Origin of the sequence: Flavitalea plasmicola (assembly GCF_030546645.1) — a bacterium.
Lineage (GTDB): Bacteria > Bacteroidota > Bacteroidia > Chitinophagales > Chitinophagaceae > Puia.
The window spans coordinates 804,026-826,980 of the sequence record NZ_JAUOTO010000005.1 but is presented as its reverse complement, the minus strand read 5'-3'; the positions used below and the strand labels follow the sequence as shown (position 1 = coordinate 826,980).

The 22,955-nt window shown below is 53.9% G+C and carries 15 protein-coding genes; 9 read left to right on the top strand and 6 right to left on the bottom strand.

All coding sequences use genetic code 11. The features are described 5' to 3' along the window. Positions 1-26: 26 nt before the first annotated feature. Positions 27-2,399 (bottom strand): ABC transporter permease, encoded by a 2,373-nt coding sequence (locus Q4E93_RS21530; RefSeq protein WP_303588769.1) that lies wholly within the window; start codon positions 2,397-2,399, stop codon positions 27-29. 283 nt (positions 2,400-2,682) lie between these two features. Between Q4E93_RS21530 and Q4E93_RS21525 the strand changes: the two genes are divergently transcribed. Then, positions 2,683-3,489, top strand: a complete 807-nt coding sequence (locus tag Q4E93_RS21525) for a hypothetical protein (RefSeq protein WP_303588768.1) — start codon at positions 2,683-2,685, stop codon at positions 3,487-3,489. A 198-nt stretch (positions 3,490-3,687) separates the two neighbouring features. Next, positions 3,688-5,154, top strand: a complete 1,467-nt coding sequence (locus tag Q4E93_RS21520; protein WP_303588766.1) for an ATP-binding protein — start codon at positions 3,688-3,690, stop codon at positions 5,152-5,154. A gap of 15 nt (positions 5,155-5,169) precedes the next feature. Here Q4E93_RS21520 and Q4E93_RS21515 read toward each other — a convergent pair whose 3' ends face one another. Next, positions 5,170-5,586 carry a hypothetical protein gene (locus Q4E93_RS21515; RefSeq protein WP_303588764.1) on the bottom strand — a complete coding sequence of 139 codons (417 nt, stop codon included), beginning with the start codon at positions 5,584-5,586 and terminating at the stop codon, positions 5,170-5,172. Between the two features lie 107 nt (positions 5,587-5,693). Here Q4E93_RS21515 and Q4E93_RS21510 point away from each other — a divergent pair, with 107 nt between their 5' ends. The 5 genes from Q4E93_RS21510 to Q4E93_RS21490 all read left to right on the top strand — a co-directional run bounded on the left by Q4E93_RS21510 (position 5,694) and on the right by Q4E93_RS21490 (position 14,220). After that, positions 5,694-6,863 (top strand): FecR domain-containing protein, encoded by a 1,170-nt coding sequence (locus Q4E93_RS21510; protein ID WP_303588763.1) that lies wholly within the window; start codon positions 5,694-5,696, stop codon positions 6,861-6,863. Positions 6,864-7,060: 197 nt separating this feature from the next. Then, entirely contained in the window at positions 7,061-10,468 is a 3,408-nt protein-coding gene (locus Q4E93_RS21505) for a TonB-dependent receptor (protein WP_303588762.1), read from the top strand. A gap of 21 nt (positions 10,469-10,489) precedes the next feature. Further along, complete coding sequence (locus Q4E93_RS21500) at positions 10,490-12,043, top strand: RagB/SusD family nutrient uptake outer membrane protein (RefSeq protein WP_303588760.1); 1,554 nt, start codon at positions 10,490-10,492, stop codon at positions 12,041-12,043. Positions 12,044-12,097: 54 nt separating this feature from the next. Further along, positions 12,098-13,159: a glycoside hydrolase family 43 protein gene (locus Q4E93_RS21495; protein ID WP_303588758.1), complete on the top strand. Its 1,062-nt coding sequence runs from the start codon at positions 12,098-12,100 to the stop codon at positions 13,157-13,159. 8 nt (positions 13,160-13,167) lie between these two features. Next, complete coding sequence (locus tag Q4E93_RS21490) at positions 13,168-14,220, top strand: cellulase family glycosylhydrolase (RefSeq protein WP_303588756.1); 1,053 nt, start codon at positions 13,168-13,170, stop codon at positions 14,218-14,220. On the opposite strand, the gene Q4E93_RS21485 is transcribed toward Q4E93_RS21490, so the two are convergent. The 3 genes from Q4E93_RS21485 to Q4E93_RS21475 form a co-directional block, all read right to left on the bottom strand. Further along, positions 14,207-14,773 carry an RNA polymerase sigma-70 factor gene (locus Q4E93_RS21485; RefSeq protein WP_303588755.1) on the bottom strand — a complete coding sequence of 189 codons (567 nt, stop codon included), beginning with the start codon at positions 14,771-14,773 and terminating at the stop codon, positions 14,207-14,209. The two genes, Q4E93_RS21490 and Q4E93_RS21485, sit on opposite strands and share 14 nt — an antisense overlap. 140 nt (positions 14,774-14,913) lie before the next feature. Continuing rightward, entirely contained in the window at positions 14,914-16,341 is a 1,428-nt protein-coding gene (locus Q4E93_RS21480) for a SusD/RagB family nutrient-binding outer membrane lipoprotein (protein WP_303588754.1), read from the bottom strand. A 6-nt stretch (positions 16,342-16,347) separates the two neighbouring features. Then, on the bottom strand, positions 16,348-19,551 hold the full coding sequence (locus Q4E93_RS21475; protein WP_303588752.1) for a SusC/RagA family TonB-linked outer membrane protein: 3,204 nt from the start codon (positions 19,549-19,551) through the stop codon (positions 16,348-16,350). A gap of 215 nt (positions 19,552-19,766) precedes the next feature. Here Q4E93_RS21475 and Q4E93_RS21470 point away from each other — a divergent pair, with 215 nt between their 5' ends. Then, positions 19,767-21,446 (top strand): pseudouridine synthase, encoded by a 1,680-nt coding sequence (locus Q4E93_RS21470; protein ID WP_303588750.1) that lies wholly within the window; start codon positions 19,767-19,769, stop codon positions 21,444-21,446. Between the two features lie 9 nt (positions 21,447-21,455). Then, the gene (locus Q4E93_RS21465; RefSeq protein WP_303588748.1) at positions 21,456-22,175 is read left to right on the top strand and encodes an RluA family pseudouridine synthase; all 720 of its coding nucleotides are present in this window, start codon (positions 21,456-21,458) and stop codon (positions 22,173-22,175) included. Positions 22,176-22,183: 8 nt separating this feature from the next. Here Q4E93_RS21465 and Q4E93_RS21460 read toward each other — a convergent pair whose 3' ends face one another. After that, complete coding sequence (locus Q4E93_RS21460; RefSeq protein ID WP_303588746.1) at positions 22,184-22,951, bottom strand: hypothetical protein; 768 nt, start codon at positions 22,949-22,951, stop codon at positions 22,184-22,186. Positions 22,952-22,955 lie beyond the last annotated feature (4 nt).

Below are 22,955 nucleotides of genomic sequence, written 5' to 3'. Positions count from 1 at the left end.
CCTCATTCAGGTAAGGATCACTAACCTCATTCAGACCGCAGCGTCTCCACCGGATCCGAAAGGGCCGCCCTCACCGCCTGGGAGGTCACCGTCAACATGGCGATCGTCAATGCTACGACGCCCGCTATACCAAATACCCACCAATGGATCTCCGTGCGATAGGCATAGTTGGCCAGCCAGACATTCATCATCCACCAGGCCAGGGGAAAGGCGATCAGACAGGATAGGACCACTAGTTGCAGGAATTCCTTTGACAGCAGGGAAGTCAGGTTGGCAACAGAAGCGCCCAACACCTTACGTATCCCCAATTCCTTCGTCCTTCGCTCGGCCGTATAGGCCGCCAGGCCAAACAACCCAATACAGGAAATAAGGATCGCCAGCCCGGCGAATACTCCCGCCAGCTCTCCGAGCCGGCTTTCGCCCCGGAACAGCCGGTCGAACTGCTCATCGGCAAATTGATAGTCGAAAGGAAAGCCCGGGTTATTCGCTTTCATGACAGCTTCCACCTTCGCAAGACGGGAAGAAAGATCACCACCGGACCTCAGCCGGATAGCAAGAAAACCATAGGCCCCTTTTTTCTCGGGATCGCAGGCTAACACCAGGGGGTTGACCTGCTCATACATGTTATTGAATAAGTAATCTCTTACGATCCCGACCACGTGGTAAACATTCGTCCCACTATAGGTAAGGATGCCCCCCAACCGGCCGGCTTTTCCCATCAGCTTTGCCAGGCTTTCATTAATGATGACATTCCCGCTGTCTGATGATACGTCGGTATTGAAATTCCTTCCTTCCTTCAACTGTAGCCCCATCGTGGAAATATATTCAGGGGAAGCGCTTTCCCAATGGATCTTAATTTTATTGTCCGGATCGCTGCCTTCCCAGGTAAGCCGGCTGGAAGGGACCGTGCCCCACATCGCTAGTGCAGGGCTGCCGCTAAGCGCCGCGTTCTCCACGGCGCCCGTCTGCAGGAGCTGTGACTTGATAGCGTTAAAATGCTCTGCCATGTTTCCCTGAACTTCCATATATAGCAGCCGCTGCTTATTATAGCCCAGGTCACGGTCCTTGATATGCTGCACCTGCTGATAAATGATCACCGTACAAACGATCAGGGCGACCGAGATGGTAAACTGGACCACCACCAGTCCCTTCCGGATAAAGCTCGCCCCTGTGCCCGGACTTATCCGCTGCCCTTTCAGGACCGCCACGGGCTGAAAGGAAGAAAGATAAAAAGCCGGGTAGGCGCCCGCGATCAGGCCGCAAAAGACACCGAGGGCCAGCAGGCCGTAAAGATGGGCGGGCTTGAAGACATCGAAGCGCAGCTGTTTATCGAACAGCACATTAAAACCCGGCAGGAAAAGGTACACCAGCAGAATGGCCAGCAACACGGCAACAAACGACATGAGCAACGCTTCCAGTATGAACTGGCCGATCAATCCATTTTTCAGCGCGCCGAGGGTTTTCCTTACCCCGATCTCCTTCACACGCTGCCCCGCCCTGGCCGTTGCCAGGTTCATAAAGTTGATACACGCGATGAACAGGATGATCCACGCGATCGCAGAGAAGAGTTTGACAAACCGGATCCCGCCTCCGTCAGGTTGGCCATTGGTATAATTGTCGTACAGATGCCAGTCGTTCATGCTCCAGAGGAGGCAGCCGCCATTTGTATACACTTTGTTCTTCGACCGGAGTACGGCCGTCAGTTGTTGATTGACTTTGTTTACGTCTGTGCCGGGCTGTAGTTCCACCAGGGTGGTAATACCCCAGGTACCCCAGAAATTCAGCCATTCATTCTTCTCAAAAAAATTGGCTACAGGCGCCAGAAAGCTAAACTGAAGGGAAACATTCTGCAAAGGATCTTTAACCACTCCTAGTACCGTATAATCCTCCTGGTTACTGACCCGCAGGGTCTTCCCCACCGGATCCGCCTCGCCAAAGAACTTCCTGGCCATTGTTTCCGAAAGCACCAGGCTGTGCGGATTGTTAAAACCAGCGGCGCTCCCTTTGACAAAGGTCGGCTGCGTCATGGAGAAATAGCTCGTGTCGACATAAAAGCCGTGCTCATACGTGGTTTTATCCTTCAGGCCAAAAAGCTCGCGGCCGATGCCAAGACGGGTCGTATTGACGATCCCCGGTATGGTCCCCCGGATGGCATTGGACATAGGACCAGGCACCGAAGTAAAGCTCTCGACCCTGCCCGAATAATCGATGTTCATCCGGATCGAGTACAGCTCGTTCCGTTTCGCCACCGCGTGGTCGAACGCCAGCTCATCTTCGACCCATAAAAAGATCATGGCCGCGCAGGCGATGCCCAGGGCAAGACCTGCGATATTCAATAAACCATAAATGGGGCTCTTCCGGATAGCCCGGATCGTCGTTTTTAAATAGTTTATCAGCATGCGGTACTTTTATGTGGTGTGTCCAACATTCGATCAATCTATTTGCCAGATTCTCATGCAATTGACTGTCAATGACATATTTTACAACCTCCGTGCTTCATCTGTCCGGAATTGATACTATCGCTGTTCACAGTTGCACACGTCTCGCCCTACATAGCGCTACATTTCACCCGCTTACCACACCTCTCTTTTTCGGTGAACCTTCCCATTTTCACGGTATTTACGACTCAGGACACTTAAACGTTCAGATACCCCGGGTGTCTTATCCTATAAAATAAATAATATGCATACAAAATCCCAACATCTCATTACAACATCCCTGCTCGCAGCGGGGATCCTGCTCACCTGCGGGATGGCCCAGGCCCAATCCAGCGGCAATAACGACTCTGCCCAGCATCGCATACATCACCGGGGCCCCGGCCAGGGCGGCGAACGCCAGGCATTCGGCGGACAGGAACATGGCAGCTTCAGGCGCGGTCGTCACGGCAACGGTATCCACTATACGCCCGGGCAACGCCGTCAGCTGATGGCCATTGATAAAGAATACCATGACAAGTCGGCCGACCTCTTCAAAAAAGACAATATCACCCTTCGGGAATACAAGGCCGGCCTCCTCGCATTGCAAAAGGACAAGCGCGCCAAAACAGCAGCCCTGCTGACGCCACAACAAAAAGACCAGATAGCCCGCCGGAAAAAAATGGCCGAAGAGAACAGGCAGGTTGCAGAGGCCGCCCGCATGGAAAGACTGAAGATCCGGCTCCAGCTCAGTGACGACCAGGTCTCGAAGATCAAGACAGGCCAGGAAGGACTCCGCACGCAGTTGAGATCCATTCATGAAAATGACAACCTGCTGCCGCAGGAAAAAATGGAGCAGCTGAAGGGATTGATGGCTAAGCGCAGGGATGTCTTCAAGTCAGTGCTTACCCCCGGGCAATACACCCAGTTCGAGCAGATGATGCAGCACAGGCATGGATTTGGACACGAAGGCCGCGAAGGTCATGAAGGTCCTGGTGGACGGCAGGGATGGGACAGAGGGCGTCATGCAGCGGAAGGGGATGGTCCTGAAGGGGAAAATGTCACTGCGATCTGATCATTTTATAGATAAAAAATAGTATCCCGAGGCCGGCCGAAAAGCTGGCCTTTTTGTTTTTCGCAGGGCAAATCGCATTATTTAAAGGCTTTACTTATCTTATAATCAATTTCTTACAAAGAAAAGTCAAAATAAGAATAAAAATATATGCTTATTTATTATTTTTACTCATAAATAAGTTTATTTATTTAGTCTTATATGGCAAAACTTCGCTCATTTGCTGAAGATCTGATCATTAAGCGTATCCGCCTGGAAAACCCATGGTGGGATACGGGCCTTATTCCTTCGGACTTTCAAGGATATAAGCCCAGACTTTATTTTGAGCTTTTTTATCGGCTAAATACGCAACGGCAGATCAAAAGAGCCACCGTTTTGATGGGGACACGAAGGGTAGGAAAAACGGTCATGTTGCTTCAATTGGTACAGCGCCTGATCAATGAAGGAACACCCGCAAAAAAGATCTGTTTCTTAAGCATTGATGCTCCTATATATAATAACATTGCTTTAGAAGAATTATTCGGTCTATGCCAGAAGGCATTAAATGACAGAAGCAACAACGATTTTTATATCATCTTCGATGAGATACAATACCTGAAGAACTGGGAAATACATTTAAAGTCGATGGTGGATGTATACCCATCTTCCAATCGATTTATCGTGTCAGGCTCCGCAGCTGCCGCCTTAAAACTCAAAAGCAATGAATCTGGCGCCGGTCGGTTCACAGAGTTCATGCTTCCTCCCCTCACTTTTCAGGAGTATTTACATCTTAAGGACCTATCCTATTTGATCACATTCCCTGCTGCAGAAGAAAGTGACGCCCCGGTATTCCCGTCGACAAGCGACTGGCAAACCCTAAACGAACATTTCCTTCAATATATCAATTTCGGGGGTTATCCTGAAGTTGTTTTAAACGAGAAGATTCAGCAAGACCCGGGAAAGTTCGTACGAAGTGATATCATTGATAAAGTTTTATTAAGAGATCTCCCCAGTCTGTACGGTATAAGAGATGTCCAGGAATTGAACTCCCTCTTTAATGTCATCGCTTACAACAGCGGTAACGAATTTAACCTGGAAGGATTATCGCAGGAATCAGGCGTGGACAAGCTCACCATCCGCAAATACATAGAATACCTGGAAGCAGCCTTTTTGATAAAAATATTATATCCCGTAGGAATAAATACCAAAAAGTTTCAACGTGCCAGCAGATTTAAGATCTATCTCACCAATCCAAGCATGCGATGTGCCCTTTTCGCTCCCATTGGACCAACAGATGATCATTTTGGACAAATGGCGGAAACAGCCATTGTGGCCCAATGGCTTCATGAAGGCAACATTCCATTGCATTTTGCAGCATGGACAGGCGGCGAAGTAGACATTGTCGTGGTAAGTCCCGAGCAAAAGCCGTATTGGGCATTGGAAGTGAAATGGAGTAATCAATACGTAAAGTCACCAGGAAAGCTCAAATCCTTAATAAGATATTGCAGACAAAACGGCTTGGACAATGCGTTGGTCACCAGCATCGATAAATTTGAACGGGTGCAAATGCAGGAGTTGACATTTTACAATATCCCCGCAGCCACCTATTGTTTTGTAATAGGGAAAAACAGCCTTATCAACAGGTCGTCTTCTTTTCTTTTTCCTGACGAGATAGCGCCGGATATTTAAACCCTTCCCGAAGCTTTACTTCCCAAACACTGCCAGCATCTCCTGATGCGTATCATACACCACCCGGTCCATCCCCTCATCAAAAATAAAATACTCGAAATAAGGCAGCTCCAGCACCAACTCCACCACATACGCCAATGGCATCGCCACCACAGCCCAGGGGTACCCCTCTTCATTCGTCACCGCCAGGTACACTTCCTCCTGGAACAGATCCAGCAAAGGGGGAAACAGCAGCTCCCAGCTGGAAGGCAGATCATAGGCATATACTGCACGTGCGCCGGCCAGCTTCCAGGGAAAAAGCTCCTGCACCTCCAGCTCGTACGCCGATGCCAGCCGCGCCAACAACCCCTCCGCCTCGGAAGGCGAAAGCACCCGGCCGGACGGGACGTCCGACAGCAAATCCTTAATATTATCCAACAGTTCCTGGTCCATATCAAAACCCGCAACTTACCCCATCCCACCCTCTCGTCAAAAAAATATTTCCTTTCCCTTGGTTCCCCCTCTTCCAAAACGGTGTCTTTTCCTGTACAACTTAGCGTATGCAGGAAGAAAGGTTCACTATTTTGGCCAGCCTCTACCTCTCCGGAGAAGCCTCCCCTTCCGAACGGGAAGAGCTGGAGGCGCTGCTCCGAAACCATCCGGAATGGGAGTCGAAATGGACTGCCCTGCGCCGCATCTGGCTTTCAAAACAACAAGGTCTGACCAAAAAAGAAGATGCGTATCAACGGCATCTTCAAAGGCTTACCGCCCACATCGATGCCAATGCCTTGCCGACCAATACCACACAGGCCGGGCAAACCGCAGAAACCACCAGCGCCGCACAAACCTCCAGCACTGGACAAACTACCAGCACCACACAAACCATACAAACCACACTAACCAAAACCACCCGCAAGCCCCGCCTCCGCAAACTATTCATCGCCTCCGCCGTCGCCGCATCCCTGGCCGGGGCCATCCTCCTTATCCGCCCAGTCATCAACACCCCGAAAAACCCACCCATCACCAAAACCGTCACCACCAACCCCGGCGCACGTTCCAGGCTCACGCTGCCGGATGGCACTTCCGTCGTCCTGAATGCAGACAGCCGCCTCACCTATAACGAAGATTTCACGGGCGACACCCGCGACATCCAGCTCTCCGGAGAAGCTTACTTCGACGTGGCAAAAGATCCGCATCGTCCCTTCCTCATTCACACGAAAACGATCGATATAAAAGTACTGGGCACCGCCTTCAATGTCCGCTCGTATGATAATGAAAGAACCACCGAGACAGACCTCCTGCAGGGCGCCGTCGAAGTGACGCTGCATAACACACCCGACAAACGAATTATTCTAAAACCCAATGAAAAGCTGACGGTCCACAATGACCAGGTCAATCTCAGCACCAGCCAGCCCATAGCGGCCGGAAACCCCGATGCGCCGCTGATCACCGTGGGCAAAGTACATTTTCAGAAAAAGGACAGCAGTATCACGGAGATCCTATGGACAAAGAACTGCCTGGCTTTCGACAACTCCAGCCTGGAGGACGTGGCGCTCCAGATGCAGCGCTGGTTTGGCATCACGGTCACCATCCCTGATGAGAAGCTGAAAAGCCTCCGCCTGAATGCCTATTTCGAAAAGGAGAATCTGCGGCAGGTGATGGAAGCCCTGAGCATCGCCGGTAACTTTAAATATACGATCCGGAAGAACGAAGTCATCATCGGGCCATAGGCTGACCCAGCCCATCGCCCGCAACCATACCAAAACAACGATTGATAAACCCAAAATTGCCCATATGCCCACCATCACCTAAGCACAACCCATAAAAAAAGCGGAGAATGTTGCAACCATTCCCCGCCGGATAAACAACAGAAACAGATAGCCCTCGCCGGGTCATCCATCCCATCATTTACTATCAACACTAAAGTATGAAAAATTGTAGATGTTGCGCACATTCCTGCGCGCACAGCTCATTCATCAAATACCTGCTGATGACGAAAATTGCCATTCTCCTCCTTTTCGCTTTCTCCACCCAGGCCCTTGCCAAAACCTACGGTCAGAAAGGCATTGACCTCCGGCTGGAGAATGTGGGGCTCAAAAAAGCATTGAAAGCCATCGAAAACCAGGGCTTCTTCCATTTTGTATACAAAGAGGACATCCTCCCCAAAGACCAGCGCATCACCATCAAGGTGCAGAATGCCAGCCTGGACGAGGTTCTGCATATCCTGCTGGCCAGCACGCCTTTACGCTATCGCCAGCTCAGCGAGAACCTGGTCGTCATCACGCCGGACGCCAGCCCGAAAAACGACGAACCGCCCGCCTCGCAGCCTATCACCGGTAAAGTGCTCAACGCCAAAGGCGAGCCCGTGTCCGGGGTCACTATCCTGGAAAAAGGCACCAACAACGGCACGGCCACACGGGATGACGGCACCTTCTCGCTCCAGGTCACCGGCGCGGAAGCTACCCTCGTATTCACGTACATTGGCTATCAGTCCCAGGAGATCCCGGTCAGGGGTCGCACCGACTGGACCATCCGCCTCAAGGAAGAGATCTTCAATCTCAACGAAGCCGTCGTCATCGGCTACCAAACGGTGAAGAGAAAGGACCTCACAGGCGCCACCGGCGTGGTCAACATGTCCGACGCCCGACAGGTATCGGCAGGTTCTGTCGGCGAATCCATCCAGGGGCTGGTCCCCGGCGTCACGGTCCGCAACAGCGGCTCCCCCGGCGCCAATTCCAAAGTCGAGATCCGGGGCGTAGGCAGCTTCACCAGCAGCGACCCCCTCTATGTCATCGACGGCATGCTGGCAGATGCCAATACCACCGTCAACCCCGACGACGTGGCCAGCGTGCAGATCCTGAAGGACGCGAGCGCCGCCGCCATCTACGGCTCCCGTGCAGGCAACGGGGTCATCATCATTACGACCAAAAAAGGAAAGGAAGGGCCCGCGAAATTCACCGCCTCCGCTAAATATGGTATGCAGAACCTGCCGAAAAAATGGGACGTGATGGGCGCCCCTCAGTACCTGCAAACAGTAAAAACAGAATATGCCAATTCCGGTATCAACCTCCCCTCCGGCGTTGCCGCCCAGGTAGCCAACAACACCATCAACACGGACTGGCAGGACGCCGTCACCCGCACAGGCAGCTGGCAGGACTATAACCTGGGCATCTCCGGCGGCTCGGCTACCAGCTCCTATCTGCTTTCCGGCAGCTATTATAAGAACGAAGGCATCCTCATCGGCAATGACTTCCAGCGCGCCAGCCTCCGCATCAATACCGAGGCGCGCAAAGGCCGCTTCACCTTCGGGGAGAACATGGTGCTCAGCAACAGCTGGGGTCATTATCCCGGCGGCGGCGTCAACGCTTTCTATGAGTCCCCCAGCATGCTGCCCATCATCGGCATCCGGGGCGATCAGTATAAAGGCATCCCTTCCAACCCCGGTGGCTGGGGCATGGGCACCAACGACCTGCCCTCCTATGCCAGCAACTATGTCGCCAATGCCGCCCTCGACAAAACCCATAACAATTTCGCAAAGGTCATCGGCAATGCCTATGCGGAGCTGAAATTCACAGACTGGCTGTCCTATCGCTTCAATATGGGCGCGGAAGTGAGCTTCGACTATACAAAAGAGCTCCGGGACACGGGCATCTGGCGGTATAATAACCAGCCGCCCAATACCAGCGTGAGCGAAGACCGTGAGACCTTCACGAATTTCCTGCTGGAACATACCCTCAACTTTAACAAGACCTTCGGCGCCCACGCCATCAGCGCCGTAGCGGGCTTCTCGCGCACACAGCAGCAAAGGGAATACACCACCGCCGGCAGAAGCAATCTCCAGCTGGCCAATGGCCAGTACCTGGGCACCATCTCTTCCGCCAATGGCACTCCCACCGCGGCCAGCGGCACCTCCGTATTCTGGCGGCAGCACGGCTACCTGGGCCGCATCAACTATGCCTATAACGATAAATATCTGCTAACCCTCACGGGCCGCGTGGACCAGGACTCCCGTTTTGGGCCCAATGACAGGACCGGCTTCTTCCCCTCGGCGGCAGCCGCCTGGCGCATCAGCAAGGAAAGCTTTTTCAATGTCTCGTGGATCGACGACCTGAAGCTGCGGGGCTCCTATGGCAAGCTGGGCATCAGCAGCAGCCTGGACGCCTACACTTCCTGGCCTTACCTTGCCGTGCTGAACAACAGCCCCCGCGCCATCTATGGCACGGCCCAGTCGCCCTTCGTAGGCCAATATCAATCGATCCTCTCCAATCCCGACATCCATTGGGAGACACGCATTGAAAAGAATGTGGGCTTCGACGCCAATATGCTGAACAACCGCCTTTCCCTGTCTGTGGACTTGTACAATTCACAATCAAAGGATATCATCGTCAGTATTCCGGCGCCCCTTTACCTGGGCGTTAACGCAGGCACCATCGTCAACGCCGCCAGCATCCGCAACCAGGGCATCGAGCTTTCCGCCACCTGGCGCAGTAATGAACACCCCTTCAAATGGCAGATCTCCGGCAACCTGACCACCATCAGCAACAAAGTGCTCTCCGTTGGCAACCAGGGTACGGACGCCGCCGGCAATAAGGTCGACTACCTGGAACCCACCAACTTCATCCGCGCCCAGGTGGGCCGTTCCATCGGTCAGTGGTACATGATCCGCGACCTGGGCATCTTCCACAGCCAGGACGAGGTCAACAACTATAAGAACAAAGCAGGGCAGGTGATCCAACCCAATGCCAAACCCGGCGACGTAAAATATGCGGACGCCAATGGGGACGGGTCCATCGACAACAAGGACAGGCAATACATCGGCAGCCCCTGGCCCACGTTGCAGACAGGCGTACAGTTCAACGCCAGCTACCACCACTTCACGCTGGGCATCCAGGTGGTGGGCGTCTTCGGTTATAAGATCTATGACGACATCCGCCGCGTGCTGGACGGCTACCAGCTCACCAACTTCAGGAAAGACGTCGATCCCTGGTCCACGACCAACGTGAATGGCAAGGATCCCCGCCTGGCAGTGGACGTAGCCAGCGATCCCACCGTCGCCATCAATAATATGGCGCAGACCAGCCGCTGGCTGGAGAATGGCAGCTATGTCCGCATCCGTAATATCGAGCTGGGCTATTCCTTCCCGAAAAAAACACTGGGCAACACGGGCATCTCCAACGCAAGGGTATACATCAGCGGTCAGAACCTGCTGACGCTTACTGGCTATAAAGGCATGGACCCCGACGTTCAGGGCAATGGCATTCTGCAAAGAGGATTTGACAACGGCAACTGGCCGCCCAACCGCGTGCTTTCCGCCGGCGTACAATTCGATTTTTAAACAATGCCCAAAAAAATTACCATGAAAAAATTAATATATCTCACATCACTCCTCTGCTTCCTGGCGGCCGGTTGTAAAAAAGACCTGGACATCGTCGATCCCAACCACGTCACCAAACAGAATTTCTGGAAGAACGCCGCCGATGCCCAGCAGGGTGTCAATTCCATCTACAGCACCCTTCACCGCGAAGGGCTCTCCCGCTGGCTGTATTTCATGACCATGATCCGCAGCGACGAAGGATACAGCACCAGCCCCAATCCGGCCATCATCAATATTTACGACGCTTTCAATATTACTGACTTCAACGACTATCTGGTCACCAGCGTGTACCAGGACGACTATGTAGGCATCAACCGGGCCAACCAGGTGCTGGACAATGTTCCCGGTGTCGCGATGGACGCGGCCCTCAAACAGCAGCTGTTGGGTGAAGCCAAATTCTTCCGGGGGTTCTTCTATTACAACTTAGCTACCATCTACGGCAATGTGCCCATCATGCTGCACTCCCCCACGCCGCAGGACTTTCCGCCCACGTCTTCGCAGGACAGCGTCTTCGAAAGGGCCGAAGCGGATCTTGCCGATGCCGCCGCCAACCTGCCCGTCTCCTATGATGCTGGCAATGCCGGTCGCGTAACAAAAGGCGCGGCCTATGCCCTGCTGGGTAAGGCTTATATGCAGCAAAAGAAATACGCTCAGGCCCAGGCGGCATTCCAATGGCTGGTGGAAGGGGATGGCAAGAACCTGTACAGCCTCGTTCCCGACTATCGCAACAACTTCATCGAAACGGCGGAAAACAACGCGGAATCCGTTTTTGAATGGCAGAACGCGGCTAATCCAAACGACAACCATGATGACGATGCCGCCACAGGATCGGACAACCTGAACTATGGCACTTCCATTCCTCCTTTCTTCGCTCCTTCGCCGGTGGGTTTCACGGACGGGCAAGCCCGCCGTTGGACGGTCTGGGAGTTCCTGCAGGAAAAGACCACTGACAACAAACGCGATCCCCGGCTGGCGGCCACCTACCTGTATGACAGCACGGACGAAAAAGGTCCCGATTTCAGCCTTGCTTTCGGGAGGACCTGGAATTCGCTGGGCCTGCAGACAGACCCCAGCATCCAGCACGGCAATATCACCGAAGTCTGTTTTCGCAAACAGCTGGACGACGCCACCATGACCGGCGAGGTCTTCCATTCGGGTAATAACTACCGTTATATCCGCTACGCCGACGTCCTGCTGCTGTATGCCGAAGCCCTCAATGCACAAGGCCAAACGGGCGCCGCATATAAATATGTCGACGCTGTGCGGGCAAGGGCAGGGCTGGCAACGCTCACGGTCGCCAAACCCGGTCTCAGCCAATCCGATTTCCTTCTGCAGCTGAAGCACGAACGCATCACGGAGCTCTCTGGCGAAGGCCATCGCTTCGAAGACCTCGCCCGCTGGGGCGACCTGGGCACGGGCCTTTCCTCCCGCGACGCCGGCTTCGCAAATTTCAAAAAGAATCGGGATGAGTTTATGCCCATCCCGCAATATGACCTCGATATCAACCCGAACCTTAAACAAAATCCTGGTTACTGATCCATCAAGCGAGCGTGCGCCCCAAAGCGCACGCTCCTAATCACACCCCATCATATGACTATCTTATTCCGCCTCCTGATCATCAGCATCACACTAACCATTACAGCGTGTGGCAAGAGCGGCAGCTCAACGACCAACAACCCGCCGCCCACCAACCCTGACACTACATTCACCAACCCGCTCCTGTCCAGCGGTCCCGACCCCTGGGTGATCCAGCAGGACACGATGTATTATTACATGCATACGCTGGGCAATCGCCTGGCGATCTATTCCACGTCTAAAATGTCCGCCCTGTCCAAAGCCACCATCACCACTGTTTGGACACCGCCCGTTTCCGGCGCTTATTCCAAAGAGCTCTGGGCGCCGGAGCTGCACCGCTTTCAGAATAAATGGTACCTGTATTTCGCGGCGGATGACGGCAACAATGACAACCACCGGATCTATGTACTGGAAAATGACGCGGCCGTCCCGACACAAGGCGCCTGGACCTTTAAAGGCAAGGTAGCCGACACCACCGACGACCGATGGGCCATCGACGCCTCCGCCTTCGAATACAACGGTCAGCTGTATCTCGTCTGGTCCGGATGGCAGGCCGGCGCCAACACGGAACAGGATCTTTATATCGCAAAATTGTCGGATCCTGTCACCATCACGGGTAAGCGCGTCCTCATCTCCTCGCCCACACTCAGCTGGGAAAAAGCCGGCGCCCCACCCGCGGTGAATGAAGGGCCGGAAGCCCTCATCAACCCCAGCGGCCAGCTGTTCCTCACCTATTCGGCCAGTGGCTGCTGGACGGACAATTACTGCCTGGGCCTGCTGACGCTGAAGACCGGTGGTGATCCGCTGAACCCCGCCGACTGGACAAAATCTCCCAATCCCGTATTCAGCTCCCAGGTGAGCAACGGCGCCTATGCGCCAGGCCACAACGGCTTCTTCACGTCCCGCGACGGCAAACAGCAATGGATCCTCTACCACGCCAACGCGCAGGCAGGTCAAGGCTGTGGCGATGCACGCAGTCCCCGGATGCAGCCCTTCACGTGGAATACAGACGGCACGCCCAATTTTGGGACGCCCGCAAAGATCAATACACCCATCACCAAGCCTTCCGGCGAATAATAAAACGCATGAAAATAACAAACCTCATTCTTTTTACGCTACTGGTGGCGGCCACCACGACTCAAGCCCAACGTCCCACCTGGTCGCCTGCCAAAGCCAATACCTGGTATGCCGCAAAACCCTGGCTCCGCGGCTGCGACTTCATTCCCAGTACGGCCATCAACCAGCTGGAGATGTGGCAGGCGCCTACTTTCGACACGGTCACCATCAATAAGGAACTAGGCTGGGCAGCCTCCATCGGGCTCAACTGCATGCGCGTATTCCTCCATCATGTTGCCTGGCAGGAGGACCCCCAAGGCTTCAAAGCCCGCATCGGCCAATACCTGCGGATCGCTGCCCGTCATCATATCGTCACCATCTTCGTTTTCTTCGATGACTGCTGGAACCCTACCTATCAGGCCGGCGCCCAACCCGCTCCCAAACCCGGCATCCACAACTCCGGCTGGATCCGCGACCCGGGCCAGTTGCTGTATGACGAGCCAAAACTCGCAGATACCCTGGAAACCTACGTCAAAGACATACTAAATACTTTCCGGCACGACAAGCGCATTCTCCTGTGGGATCTCTACAATGAGCCCGGCAACTCCGGCTACGGCAATAAGAGCCTGCCCCTGCTGGAAAAAGTCTTCCAATGGGCCCGGGAGGCGGGTCCCGACCAGCCCCTGTCGGCTGGGGTATGGAGCAAGGACCTGCATGAGCTGAATACTTACCAGCTTGCCAGCTCGGACGTGATCACCTATCATGATTACCAGCCGCCGAAAGAACACCAACGCACCATCGATACCCTGAAACCCTATGGCCGCCCCCTGATCTGCACGGAATACATGGCCCGTCCCCGCAACAGCACCTTTGCCAATACGATGCCCATGTTACAACGGGAACATATAGCCGCCATCAACTGGGGCCTCGTGGCAGGGAAGACGAATACAAAATATGCCTGGGATACGCCCATGCCCGATGGGGCCGAGCCGAAATTATGGTTCCATGAGATCTTCCGACCCGATGGCAGACCCTATGATCCAAAGGAGACGGCCCTGATCCGGTCGCTCACCGGACATTGAGATAGGCCGGCAACAATTCTATTATTTTTTTCGTGGCGATAGCCACCTGGTTGCGGGCGGTCAGGGGAGAGATATGCAGCACATCCGCCACCTCTTTGTATTTCATCCCTTCCTCCTTCACCAACTGGAAAATGACGCGGCATTGCGGGGGCAACTGCCGGATCACCGCGCGGATAGCCTCCAGCGTGTCGGCCGAAATGCAGATCTCTTCGGGATCTCCCACCTCGATCATCGTCTCGGGTTCGACCTCGTCCAGGCTGATGGCCGGGCTCTTATAGTCGCGGTTGATATAGTTCAGGCAAAGGTTGCGGGCAATGGCATACAGGTATACTTTCAGGTTGGCTATCTCATGGAGGCGATTGCGTATCTGCCACAGCTTGATGAATACATCCGATACGATCTCTTCGGCTACTTCGCTGGATTTGACAAAGGCATAGGAGAAGCGGTGGAGCCCGTCGAATAAATGGTCGTACAGCTGACCATAGGCCTTCATGTCCTCGTACAATGCAATCCGTTGCTGCCATTCTTTTATTTGGATGCCTTCCTCCGCCATGCAACCTAAAGGTACGAAAAGAGGGTGTCTCAAAGGTAAAAAATCGAGACACCCTCTTTCCCATTTATGTCCAGATTAACTTCGTCAATCTGGGAGAGAGCGGCCGGTCGGCCGCTCTTTTGTATAATCTATGTACTTGACTAGTTCTTATCGAACCACAATTTCGTCGTCAGCAGGTCAGCCCCCTGGTGCTCCACCGCCTTCGTGTAGTTCGCTCCATTCAGTGACTGTTCGGAACCCGGATAGATGAACCGCAAAGGCATCTTCCCTCCCAGCGTCCCTGCCACGGCCGGCGCCAGCTGCGGGTAATCCAGCCTTCTCCACTCTGCAAAAGCCTCCAATCCCTGCCCGAACAACGCGATCCACTTCTGCTCGCCAACGGACTTCTTGTAATTGCCCGCATCATACTGCACGGAACCCTGCGCGAGATAGTTGGCCGTCACGGTGGCATCCGTTATCCCGTATTGCGCCAGACTGGCCAGCACCGCCTGCTTATAAAGGTCCGCCGCATCACCCGTGATAAATCCACGGGAGACGGCTTCCGAAAGATCGAACAGCACTTCGGCATAGCTGACGATGACGGCAGGCGCGGATGGCGCGCGGAAATAAGCGCCGGGCTTCGACGTCTTGCTAAGGCCCAGGCTATTGGCATCGGCCGTCAGCAGTCCATTGGGTACCCCTACATACCCATGCGGCGCATCGTCCGTGACGGTGGCATATACGGGAAGGCGGGGATCATTCAATGCCGCCAGCCTGTCCACGATGGTTTTGCTGATGCGGTAATCCTGGCGCGTGTCGAAAATATTGCTCACAGGGTTCTGGTTGGGAGAGCTCAGGTACACCAGCTGTGCGATCTCGTCATTGCTGGCGATATACGTGCCGCCCTCTGCCTGTATGTCCGTAAAGACCTGCTGTGCCACATCGGGATCACGATCCGCAATACGCAACGCGATACGGAGGCGCAGGGAGTTGGCAAATTTCTTCCAGCGTTCGATCTTCCCGCTGTAGATAGGATCGCCCTGGATGGCGGGCCCCGAAGGATCCAGCGCTGCCTGCGCCGTTTTCAGGTCGGCCAGCAGTCCCTTATATACATCCTCCTGCGTATCGTAGGCGGGGGTTACAAAACTGTCGATATTGCCCGCCTGCCTGTAAGGGATATCCCCATAAGCGTCCGTCAGCAGCTGGAAAGCCCAGGCGCGCAGCGTGAGCGCCACGCCCTTGTAGTTGTTGTTCTGCTGGTTGGCGGCAATGGAGAGCACCTGGTTGAGGTCCGTAATGCTCTGCCCGTACAAAGTATTCCACAAGGTGACAAAGCTGCCGTTGTTCAAAATATAGCGATCGGGGTCTGTATACTGGATCTTCGCCCAATGCTGGATGAACAGGAGGGAAGCATTCATATTATTGTCCACGCCCCAGTAGGTGTCCGCCGTCAGTTTTTCAGCGGCCGTCAGCAGATAATCAGGCTGCGGGTTCTCGGTCCCGTTAGGGTTCTTGTTGACCTTTGCCAGCTCTTTCTTGCAGGAGGCGAACCCAATGGCCAACGCAACGATTATATATATCTTTCTCATCTTGGATTAAAATTTAAAGTTCACATTGATTCCATAGCTCCGGGTACCAGGAAGGCTAAGGTCCTCCAGGCCCTGTGCATTCCCCGTATTGAACGCCGTCTCGGGATCCACATTGGGTACTTTCTTATGGATGATCCAAAGGTTGCGTCCCACCAATGTCACCGTGGCTCCGGCAAACCCGATCGGCTGCAGCCACCTGGCCGGTAAGTCGTAGCCCAGCCTGACTTCCCGCAGCTTGATAAAGGAAGAGCTGTAGATCCACGCCTCGTCGAAATTGTTGAGGTTCTTATAATACTGCGAAGCCGGCGTAATAGACTTATTCGCTTTCCCATCCTGGGTCACGCCTTTGAAGATGATGCCGTCATCATACACCTTCTCACCCGCGGGACCTGCCGTCCCTGCCACGGGCGCGACCGAATTGTCATTCCCGGGATAATAGTAGGACAGTCCGCCATGTGCGGCATCCCTGCCCGGCAGGGTCGAAGCCAGCACGCCCGTATAAGATCCGGTCGCATTGGTGGAAGAATATTGCGATCCGCCAAAGCTGCCGTCAATGAGCACGCTCAGCGAAAGATGATCATAGGTAAAAGTATTGGTGACGCCGCCCAGCCAGTCCGGTGTATACTTACCCAGGATCTTGTTGGTGGGATTGGCGGCGGGCGACCCGTCGTCATTCACGATGATCTGGCCCTGTGCATTCCGCAGGAACGCCGTACCATACAGGCTGCCATAAGCGCCTCCTACTGGCGCCACCACCTGGATCGTGCCGTCATTGCCCAGGGAATAGGTCTGCAGCTTTCCCTGCTCGTCCAGGGAGATCAGCTTGCTGCGGTTGGACGCATAGTTCGCATTGATGTCCCAGGTGAAATGCGCCGTCTTCACGGGTGTGACGCCCAATTGTACTTCGATGCCTTTGTTGTTCAGGCGACCGCCATTGATGAGCTTTTGTTTGTAGCCCGTGGTGGTGCTGACATCCACATTCAGGATCTGGTTGTAGCTGCTGCTGTGGTACAGGCTGAGGTCCAGCCGTACGCGGTTGTTGAAGAAGCCCGCTTCCGCACCTATTTCTGAAGCCGTCGTCATCTCGGGCTTCAGCGTGGAGTTGAGATCCACTGCGCCTGCCGTCAGCTGAGGATAGGTGCCGAAAGTAGGTGTGATAAAGGGAAAGGTATTGTTCAGCTGATAAGCTCCCGCCTCCGCCCCGACTTTCGACCAGCCGCCACGGATCTTCGCATAGCTGAGCACATCGCTCTTGATATCGAATGCATCCGACAGCACCAGGCTGGCGCTCACCGACGGATAAAAATAGGACAGGTTCTGAATAGGTAAGGTGGAAGCCCAATCGTTGCGGCTGGTGAAATTCAGGAATGCATAATTGCGGAAGCTCAGCTGCGCCGATCCGAAGATGCTATAGGTCTTCAGCTTGGAAAAATTATTCAGCGACACCAGGGGGTCCCGGGAATTGGTGAGGGTATATAGTCCTGCCACCGCCAGCTTGGGCGCCTTCTGGTCATTCTGCTCTACAGAGGCAGTGCGTATATTCGTACCGCCCAGCACTTCCAGCGCGAAGTCGCTGCTGAGCTTCTTGTTGTAGTTCAATGTGAATTCCGTATTGGCCTCTCTCACGGTATAGGCGTCCTCTTCGTAAGACCCGAACGGCGTGCCGCTGGTGCCATACGCGATCCGCAGCTTGCGGCGGTCCGTGTAATAATCGGTAGCCGCCTTCAGGTTGGCCGTCAGCTCGCTGGTGATCTTATAGCTCAGACCGACATTGCCGATGATCCTGTCCCGGCGTTGACCCACCGTGTTCTGCTCAGCAACAAAGAAAGGATTGCTGTAATAAGAATTATTCCAGTTCAATGGGCTGCCCGTACTATAGTAATGGTCCCGCAGCTTGTTCATATCCACCTGCCTTCCCATCCAGATGAATTGCAGCATGGTGCTGGTGGCGCGTTTGCCGCCGGACCCGGGCACATTCCCTGCGCTGGTCTGCACATAATTGACATTGGCCGTGAAGGTCAGCTTTGGATCCAGCTTCAAGGTCGTATTCAGCGAAAAATTATTCCTTCCCAGGTCGCTGTTGGGAATGACGCCGTACATCTTCTGCGTATTCGCGGAGAAGCGATAGTCATATTTCTCTCCCGCATCGCCGAAGGCCACCCCATTGTTATAGCTGACCCCCGTCTTGAAATAGCTCTTCACATTGTCGGGATGCGGCACAAAAGGCTGTGGCGTACCGTCAAAGAACTGCGGGATCATCTGTCCGTTCATCTTCGGTCCCCAGCTCTCATCCACGTTGTCATTGACGCCGCCGCCGGCGCCATCCTTATAGCTGAACTCGCCATTGGCGCCCTGCCCAAAAACATTCTGGTATTTCGGCAAGGTCAGCAGGTTGCTGAAAGTCGTGTTGGAATTCACGGTGATCCCCAGGCCTTTTTTCTTCCGGCCACTCTTTGTCTTGATCAGCACCACGCCATGTGCGGCGCGGGAACCATACAGCGCCGCGGCATTCGGTCCTTTCAAAAAACTGATGGACTCGATATCGCTGGGATTGACGTCCGAGATGGAATTCGCAAAATCCCTCGATCCGCCCGCGCCCAGTTGCGAATTGTCGACAGGGAAACCGTTGATGACGAATAAGGGTTGGTTATAGCCCGAGATGGAAGTCTCGCCCCTGATGACGATGCGCGATGACCCCATATCGCCCTGGCTGTTCGTCACGCGAACCCCGGCCACCTTGCCTTCCAATGTATTGACCAGGTTCGGTTCGGACGTCTCGGAAATGTCCTTCGACTTCAGCTCCTGCACGGCATATCCTAATGACTTTTTTTGCCGGCTGATCCCCAGCGCCGTCACCACTACTTCATTCAAGGCGCCCTTCGCCTGTTCCAGCGACACTTGCAGCGGTCCTTCTGCGCCGGCTGGCAATTCCAGGGGCGTATACCCGATGAAGCTGAATTGAATGACCTCTCCAGGTGAAGCCGTTATCTCGAATTTCCCTTCGATGTTGGTTACGGTGGCTCGTTTGGTCCCTTTCACTGCAACGGTGACGCCTTGCAACGGCAGGCTATCGGCCTTACTGATCACGACGCCATTTACTTTGTTAGATTGCCCTTGTACGGGAGAGGAGAAAGAAAAAAAGATAAGCATTAGTCCGGCGATCCATAATCCATGCTTCTCCGGCATGGTCCCGGTTAGCAGTTGCTTCATAACAGTTCATTTAGTGACTCAATTTGTTTTCCGACTGCAAATATATAACCCTATATATTAAGTAGACTAATATTTTTATTGCAGGGATCAGGGTTTATCGGGTACTTATTCGCTCAAACCCGCGCCCGTATTACTTAAATTGACTATTTGCCTTTTATTTAGTATCTTCGCCGTTTATCACTTACTGTTGTAAAACAGCAAATCCCCCATCGCACATGAAGCGCAAAACGGATAATTTCAGCAAGTTCTACACAAAGAAGAACAACGCTGCCATCAAAGAAGCCTTCCGCCAGGAAAAGAAAGCCGCCAAGAAGGAGCGCAAAGAGGCCATCGAAAGACATTTTGAAGAGAAGCGCAGGGCCCGCGAAGAGCAGATTGCCAACGCAGAGCTGGCAAAAAAGCTCCCAGGCAAGAGAAAGCCGCCCACCAGTGTGCTGAAAGCCACCGGCCCGGGCGCACCATCGAAGCCCACCAGCCAATCACTTGCAGGACCAGGAGCCAAAGCGCCCGCCGTCCAAACTCCCAAAGGCGCCGCCCCCCAGGATCCCCATGCATTGCCCCTGAACAAATACATCGCCCATGGAGGCATCTGCTCCCGTCGTGATGCCGCCGAACTGATCCGGCTGGGAAAAGTGGAGGTCAATGGCAAGCTGGTGACTGAGCCCGGCACGAAAGTCTCTCCGGATGACTTCGTAAAGGTCAATGGCAAAAAAGTCACCATATCCCGCAACTTCGTTTATATACTGCTCAACAAGCCCAAGGATTATATCACCACCACCGATGACCCGCAGGGCCGCAAGACTGTCCTCGACCTGATCCGTCAGGCGACCACGGAACGCGTGTTCCCCGTCGGCCGGCTGGACCGGAATACCTCCGGCGTGCTGTTGCTGACCAACGACGGCGACCTGTCCCAAAAGCTGGCCCATCCGAAACATGAGATCAAAAAGATCTATCACGTCTCGCTGGACAAGCCGCTGACCAAGGCAGACTTCGATCAGATCGTTACGGGCGTACAGCTGGAAGATGGTCTCGCCCATGTGGACGTCCTCGCCTATGCCGATCCAAAAGACAAGACGCAGGTGGGTCTCGAGATCCACAGCGGCCGCAATCGTATCGTACGCCGCATATTCGAACACCTGGGCTATGATGTGAGAGGGCTGGACCGCGTGATGTATGCAGGGCTTACCAAGAAGAACGTACAGCGCGGACATTGGCGCCTGCTCACTGAAAAAGAGATTCGTATATTAAAATATTTGAATTCCTCGTTCAGGGGATCCCTGTCTACTTCCAAGAGTGGAGCGCCATCCAACAGCCGGCCGGAAGATGCGGATGATGAAACGAAATCATTTACTCCTGAACCTAATAAATCTAAGGCTGCCCACACCCACACCGGCACCGGTTACGAAAAACCCAGGGGCGGCGCTGCGGCATCGGCCTCCAAAAGTCGCGGACCGAAAAAACCGTATGGCGCCTCCGCTGAAGGCGCTTCCTACAAGAAAAAGTTTGTTCCGGACGCCGGCAATGAGGCGCCTTTCACCCGCAAGCCGAAGTCAGATGCACCTTTCTCCCGGGATCGCAAGCCCAGCCCCGAAAGGTCCAAAGCTCCCTTTGACCGCAAGGCTAAATCTGATGCTCCTTTTGACAGAAAGTCCAAAGCTCCTTTTGACCGCAAAGCCAAATCTGATGCTCCTTTTGACAGAAAAGCCAAAGCCCCCTTTGATCGTAAGGCCAAATCTGATGCTCCCTTTGACCGCAAGCCGAAGTCGGATGCCGTCCGCAAAGCAAAGCCCGGCGCCGCAGCCAGTCCACGCGGCCGCAAATCCTCCGGCTCGTACATGAAGTCCAAATTCACTTCCCGTTCCCAAAAACCATCCGCCCCCCGTAAACCCCGTTAATCCACTCCTATGCACAACAAGCCCGAAGTCATCTTCGAGAACGACTATTTCGTCGCCATCAACAAGCCCGCCGGTCTGCTGAGCATTCCCGACCGCGAAGGCAAGGACCCGTCCTTAAAATCCTGGTTGAAAGAAAAATACGGCGCCATCTGGACCGTCCATCGCCTGGACCGCGACACCAGCGGCGTCATCGTCTTTGCAAAAGACGAAGTCACCCATCAGTACTTATCCAAAGTATTCGAAGAAAGGTCCGTAGAGAAGATCTACGTTGGCCTCGTTCAGGGCACCCTCGCCGAGCCCAAAGGCAGTATCGACCTGCCCATCATGGAGCACCCGGTGAAACCCAGTACGATGGTCGTCAACAAAAAAGGCAAGGCCTCTCTCACGGACTACGAGGTGCTGGAAGACCTGGGCCTTTATTCTCTCGTCCAGTTCCGCATCCACACCGGCCGCACCCACCAGATCCGCGTCCACATGCAGGCTCTGGGCCATCCCATCGTCTGCGATGAAACTTATGGTGACGGTCGCCCCGTCTTCATCTCCTCTTTCAAACGCGGCTACAAGCTGTCGAAGACAGAAGAGCACGAACACCCCATCCTCCATCGCCTGGCCCTGCATTCGCAATTATTGCATTTCCAGGATCAGCAGGGAGAGTTCCATACGCTGGAGGCGCCCCTGCCCAAGGACATGCGGGCGTTGATGCAGCAGTTGAAGAAGTGGAAGGGGTGATGACCACCTCAATACGGCAGTCCAAACAATTTCGTCCTCTCCTCCTGTGTCAGCCCGGCCTCGAAAGACTTCAACTTATTCTGGGCCATCTCCAGTGAATGCACCGGCTTGTACTCCACCGTAAAGGCATCTGTGTTCACATTAAAGACAAAGAAGACCTCTTTATTCCAGTCGGAGATCAAAAAATATTCATTATCCCGCCAATCCCTGTTCTGAAAAAAATTAAAAAAGAGAGCAGGCTCTTCATGCCCCTTTAAGAACATGATCTTCCTTTCCCATTTCTTCTTCTTATTGTAAAACCACAGGTAATAGTCCGCATATCCCGGGTACAACACACAATAGAATTCCGCCTTACATTGCTTATCCGGCGAAGTCAGCGCTTTTCCAGCGGCTACTGATACGAAGAATCCTTCCTCTTCGATCTTTCGGTAAATTTCCCGGAGATCCTCCGTGTTCCAGCCTTTCTTTTCCCATAAGATCTCCAGTCCTGCCAGTAAGGCCTTATACAGCTGCGGAAGATCGGTGGAACCATCCGGTCGGCGAAAAGCCTTTTCATCGGCATAATATTGAAGGTGCGCCCTTTTCCCATCATCCCGGAAAACGCCCATCCGGGAAGGGTCCTCCTGCTTATTGCTGGTCAATATGACTTCGATCCTATTGTAGTTGCAATAGTGCAACGTATTGATCTTCTGCTGGATATTATATCTTGCCGCGATCATACCCGGAATCCCTTCCATCTCATGCGTACCTGCGCCTATCAGAAAATGTGTATACATAATA

What these genes read in the sequence shown, in the direction of transcription:
- Q4E93_RS21525 (WP_303588768.1), top strand. Translation starts at nt 2,683, where the DNA reads ATGCATACAAAATCCCAACATCTCATTACAACATCCCTGCTCGCAGCG.
- Q4E93_RS21480 (WP_303588754.1), bottom strand. Translation starts at nt 16,341, where the DNA reads ATGAGAAAGATATATATAATCGTTGCGTTGGCCATTGGGTTCGCCTCC.
- Q4E93_RS21460 (WP_303588746.1), bottom strand. Translation starts at nt 22,951, where the DNA reads ATGTATACACATTTTCTGATAGGCGCAGGTACGCATGAGATGGAAGGG.
- Q4E93_RS21465 (WP_303588748.1), top strand. Translation starts at nt 21,456, where the DNA reads ATGCACAACAAGCCCGAAGTCATCTTCGAGAACGACTATTTCGTCGCC.
- Q4E93_RS21485 (WP_303588755.1), bottom strand. Translation starts at nt 14,773, where the DNA reads ATGGCGGAGGAAGGCATCCAAATAAAAGAATGGCAGCAACGGATTGCA.
- Q4E93_RS21510 (WP_303588763.1), top strand. Translation starts at nt 5,694, where the DNA reads ATGCAGGAAGAAAGGTTCACTATTTTGGCCAGCCTCTACCTCTCCGGA.
- Q4E93_RS21505 (WP_303588762.1), top strand. Translation starts at nt 7,061, where the DNA reads ATGAAAAATTGTAGATGTTGCGCACATTCCTGCGCGCACAGCTCATTC.
- Q4E93_RS21490 (WP_303588756.1), top strand. Translation starts at nt 13,168, where the DNA reads ATGAAAATAACAAACCTCATTCTTTTTACGCTACTGGTGGCGGCCACC.
- Q4E93_RS21470 (WP_303588750.1), top strand. Translation starts at nt 19,767, where the DNA reads ATGAAGCGCAAAACGGATAATTTCAGCAAGTTCTACACAAAGAAGAAC.
- Q4E93_RS21475 (WP_303588752.1), bottom strand. Translation starts at nt 19,551, where the DNA reads ATGAAGCAACTGCTAACCGGGACCATGCCGGAGAAGCATGGATTATGG.
- Q4E93_RS21500 (WP_303588760.1), top strand. Translation starts at nt 10,490, where the DNA reads ATGAAAAAATTAATATATCTCACATCACTCCTCTGCTTCCTGGCGGCC.
- Q4E93_RS21515 (WP_303588764.1), bottom strand. Translation starts at nt 5,586, where the DNA reads ATGGACCAGGAACTGTTGGATAATATTAAGGATTTGCTGTCGGACGTC.
- Q4E93_RS21520 (WP_303588766.1), top strand. Translation starts at nt 3,688, where the DNA reads ATGGCAAAACTTCGCTCATTTGCTGAAGATCTGATCATTAAGCGTATC.
- Q4E93_RS21530 (WP_303588769.1), bottom strand. Translation starts at nt 2,399, where the DNA reads ATGCTGATAAACTATTTAAAAACGACGATCCGGGCTATCCGGAAGAGC.
- Q4E93_RS21495 (WP_303588758.1), top strand. Translation starts at nt 12,098, where the DNA reads ATGACTATCTTATTCCGCCTCCTGATCATCAGCATCACACTAACCATT.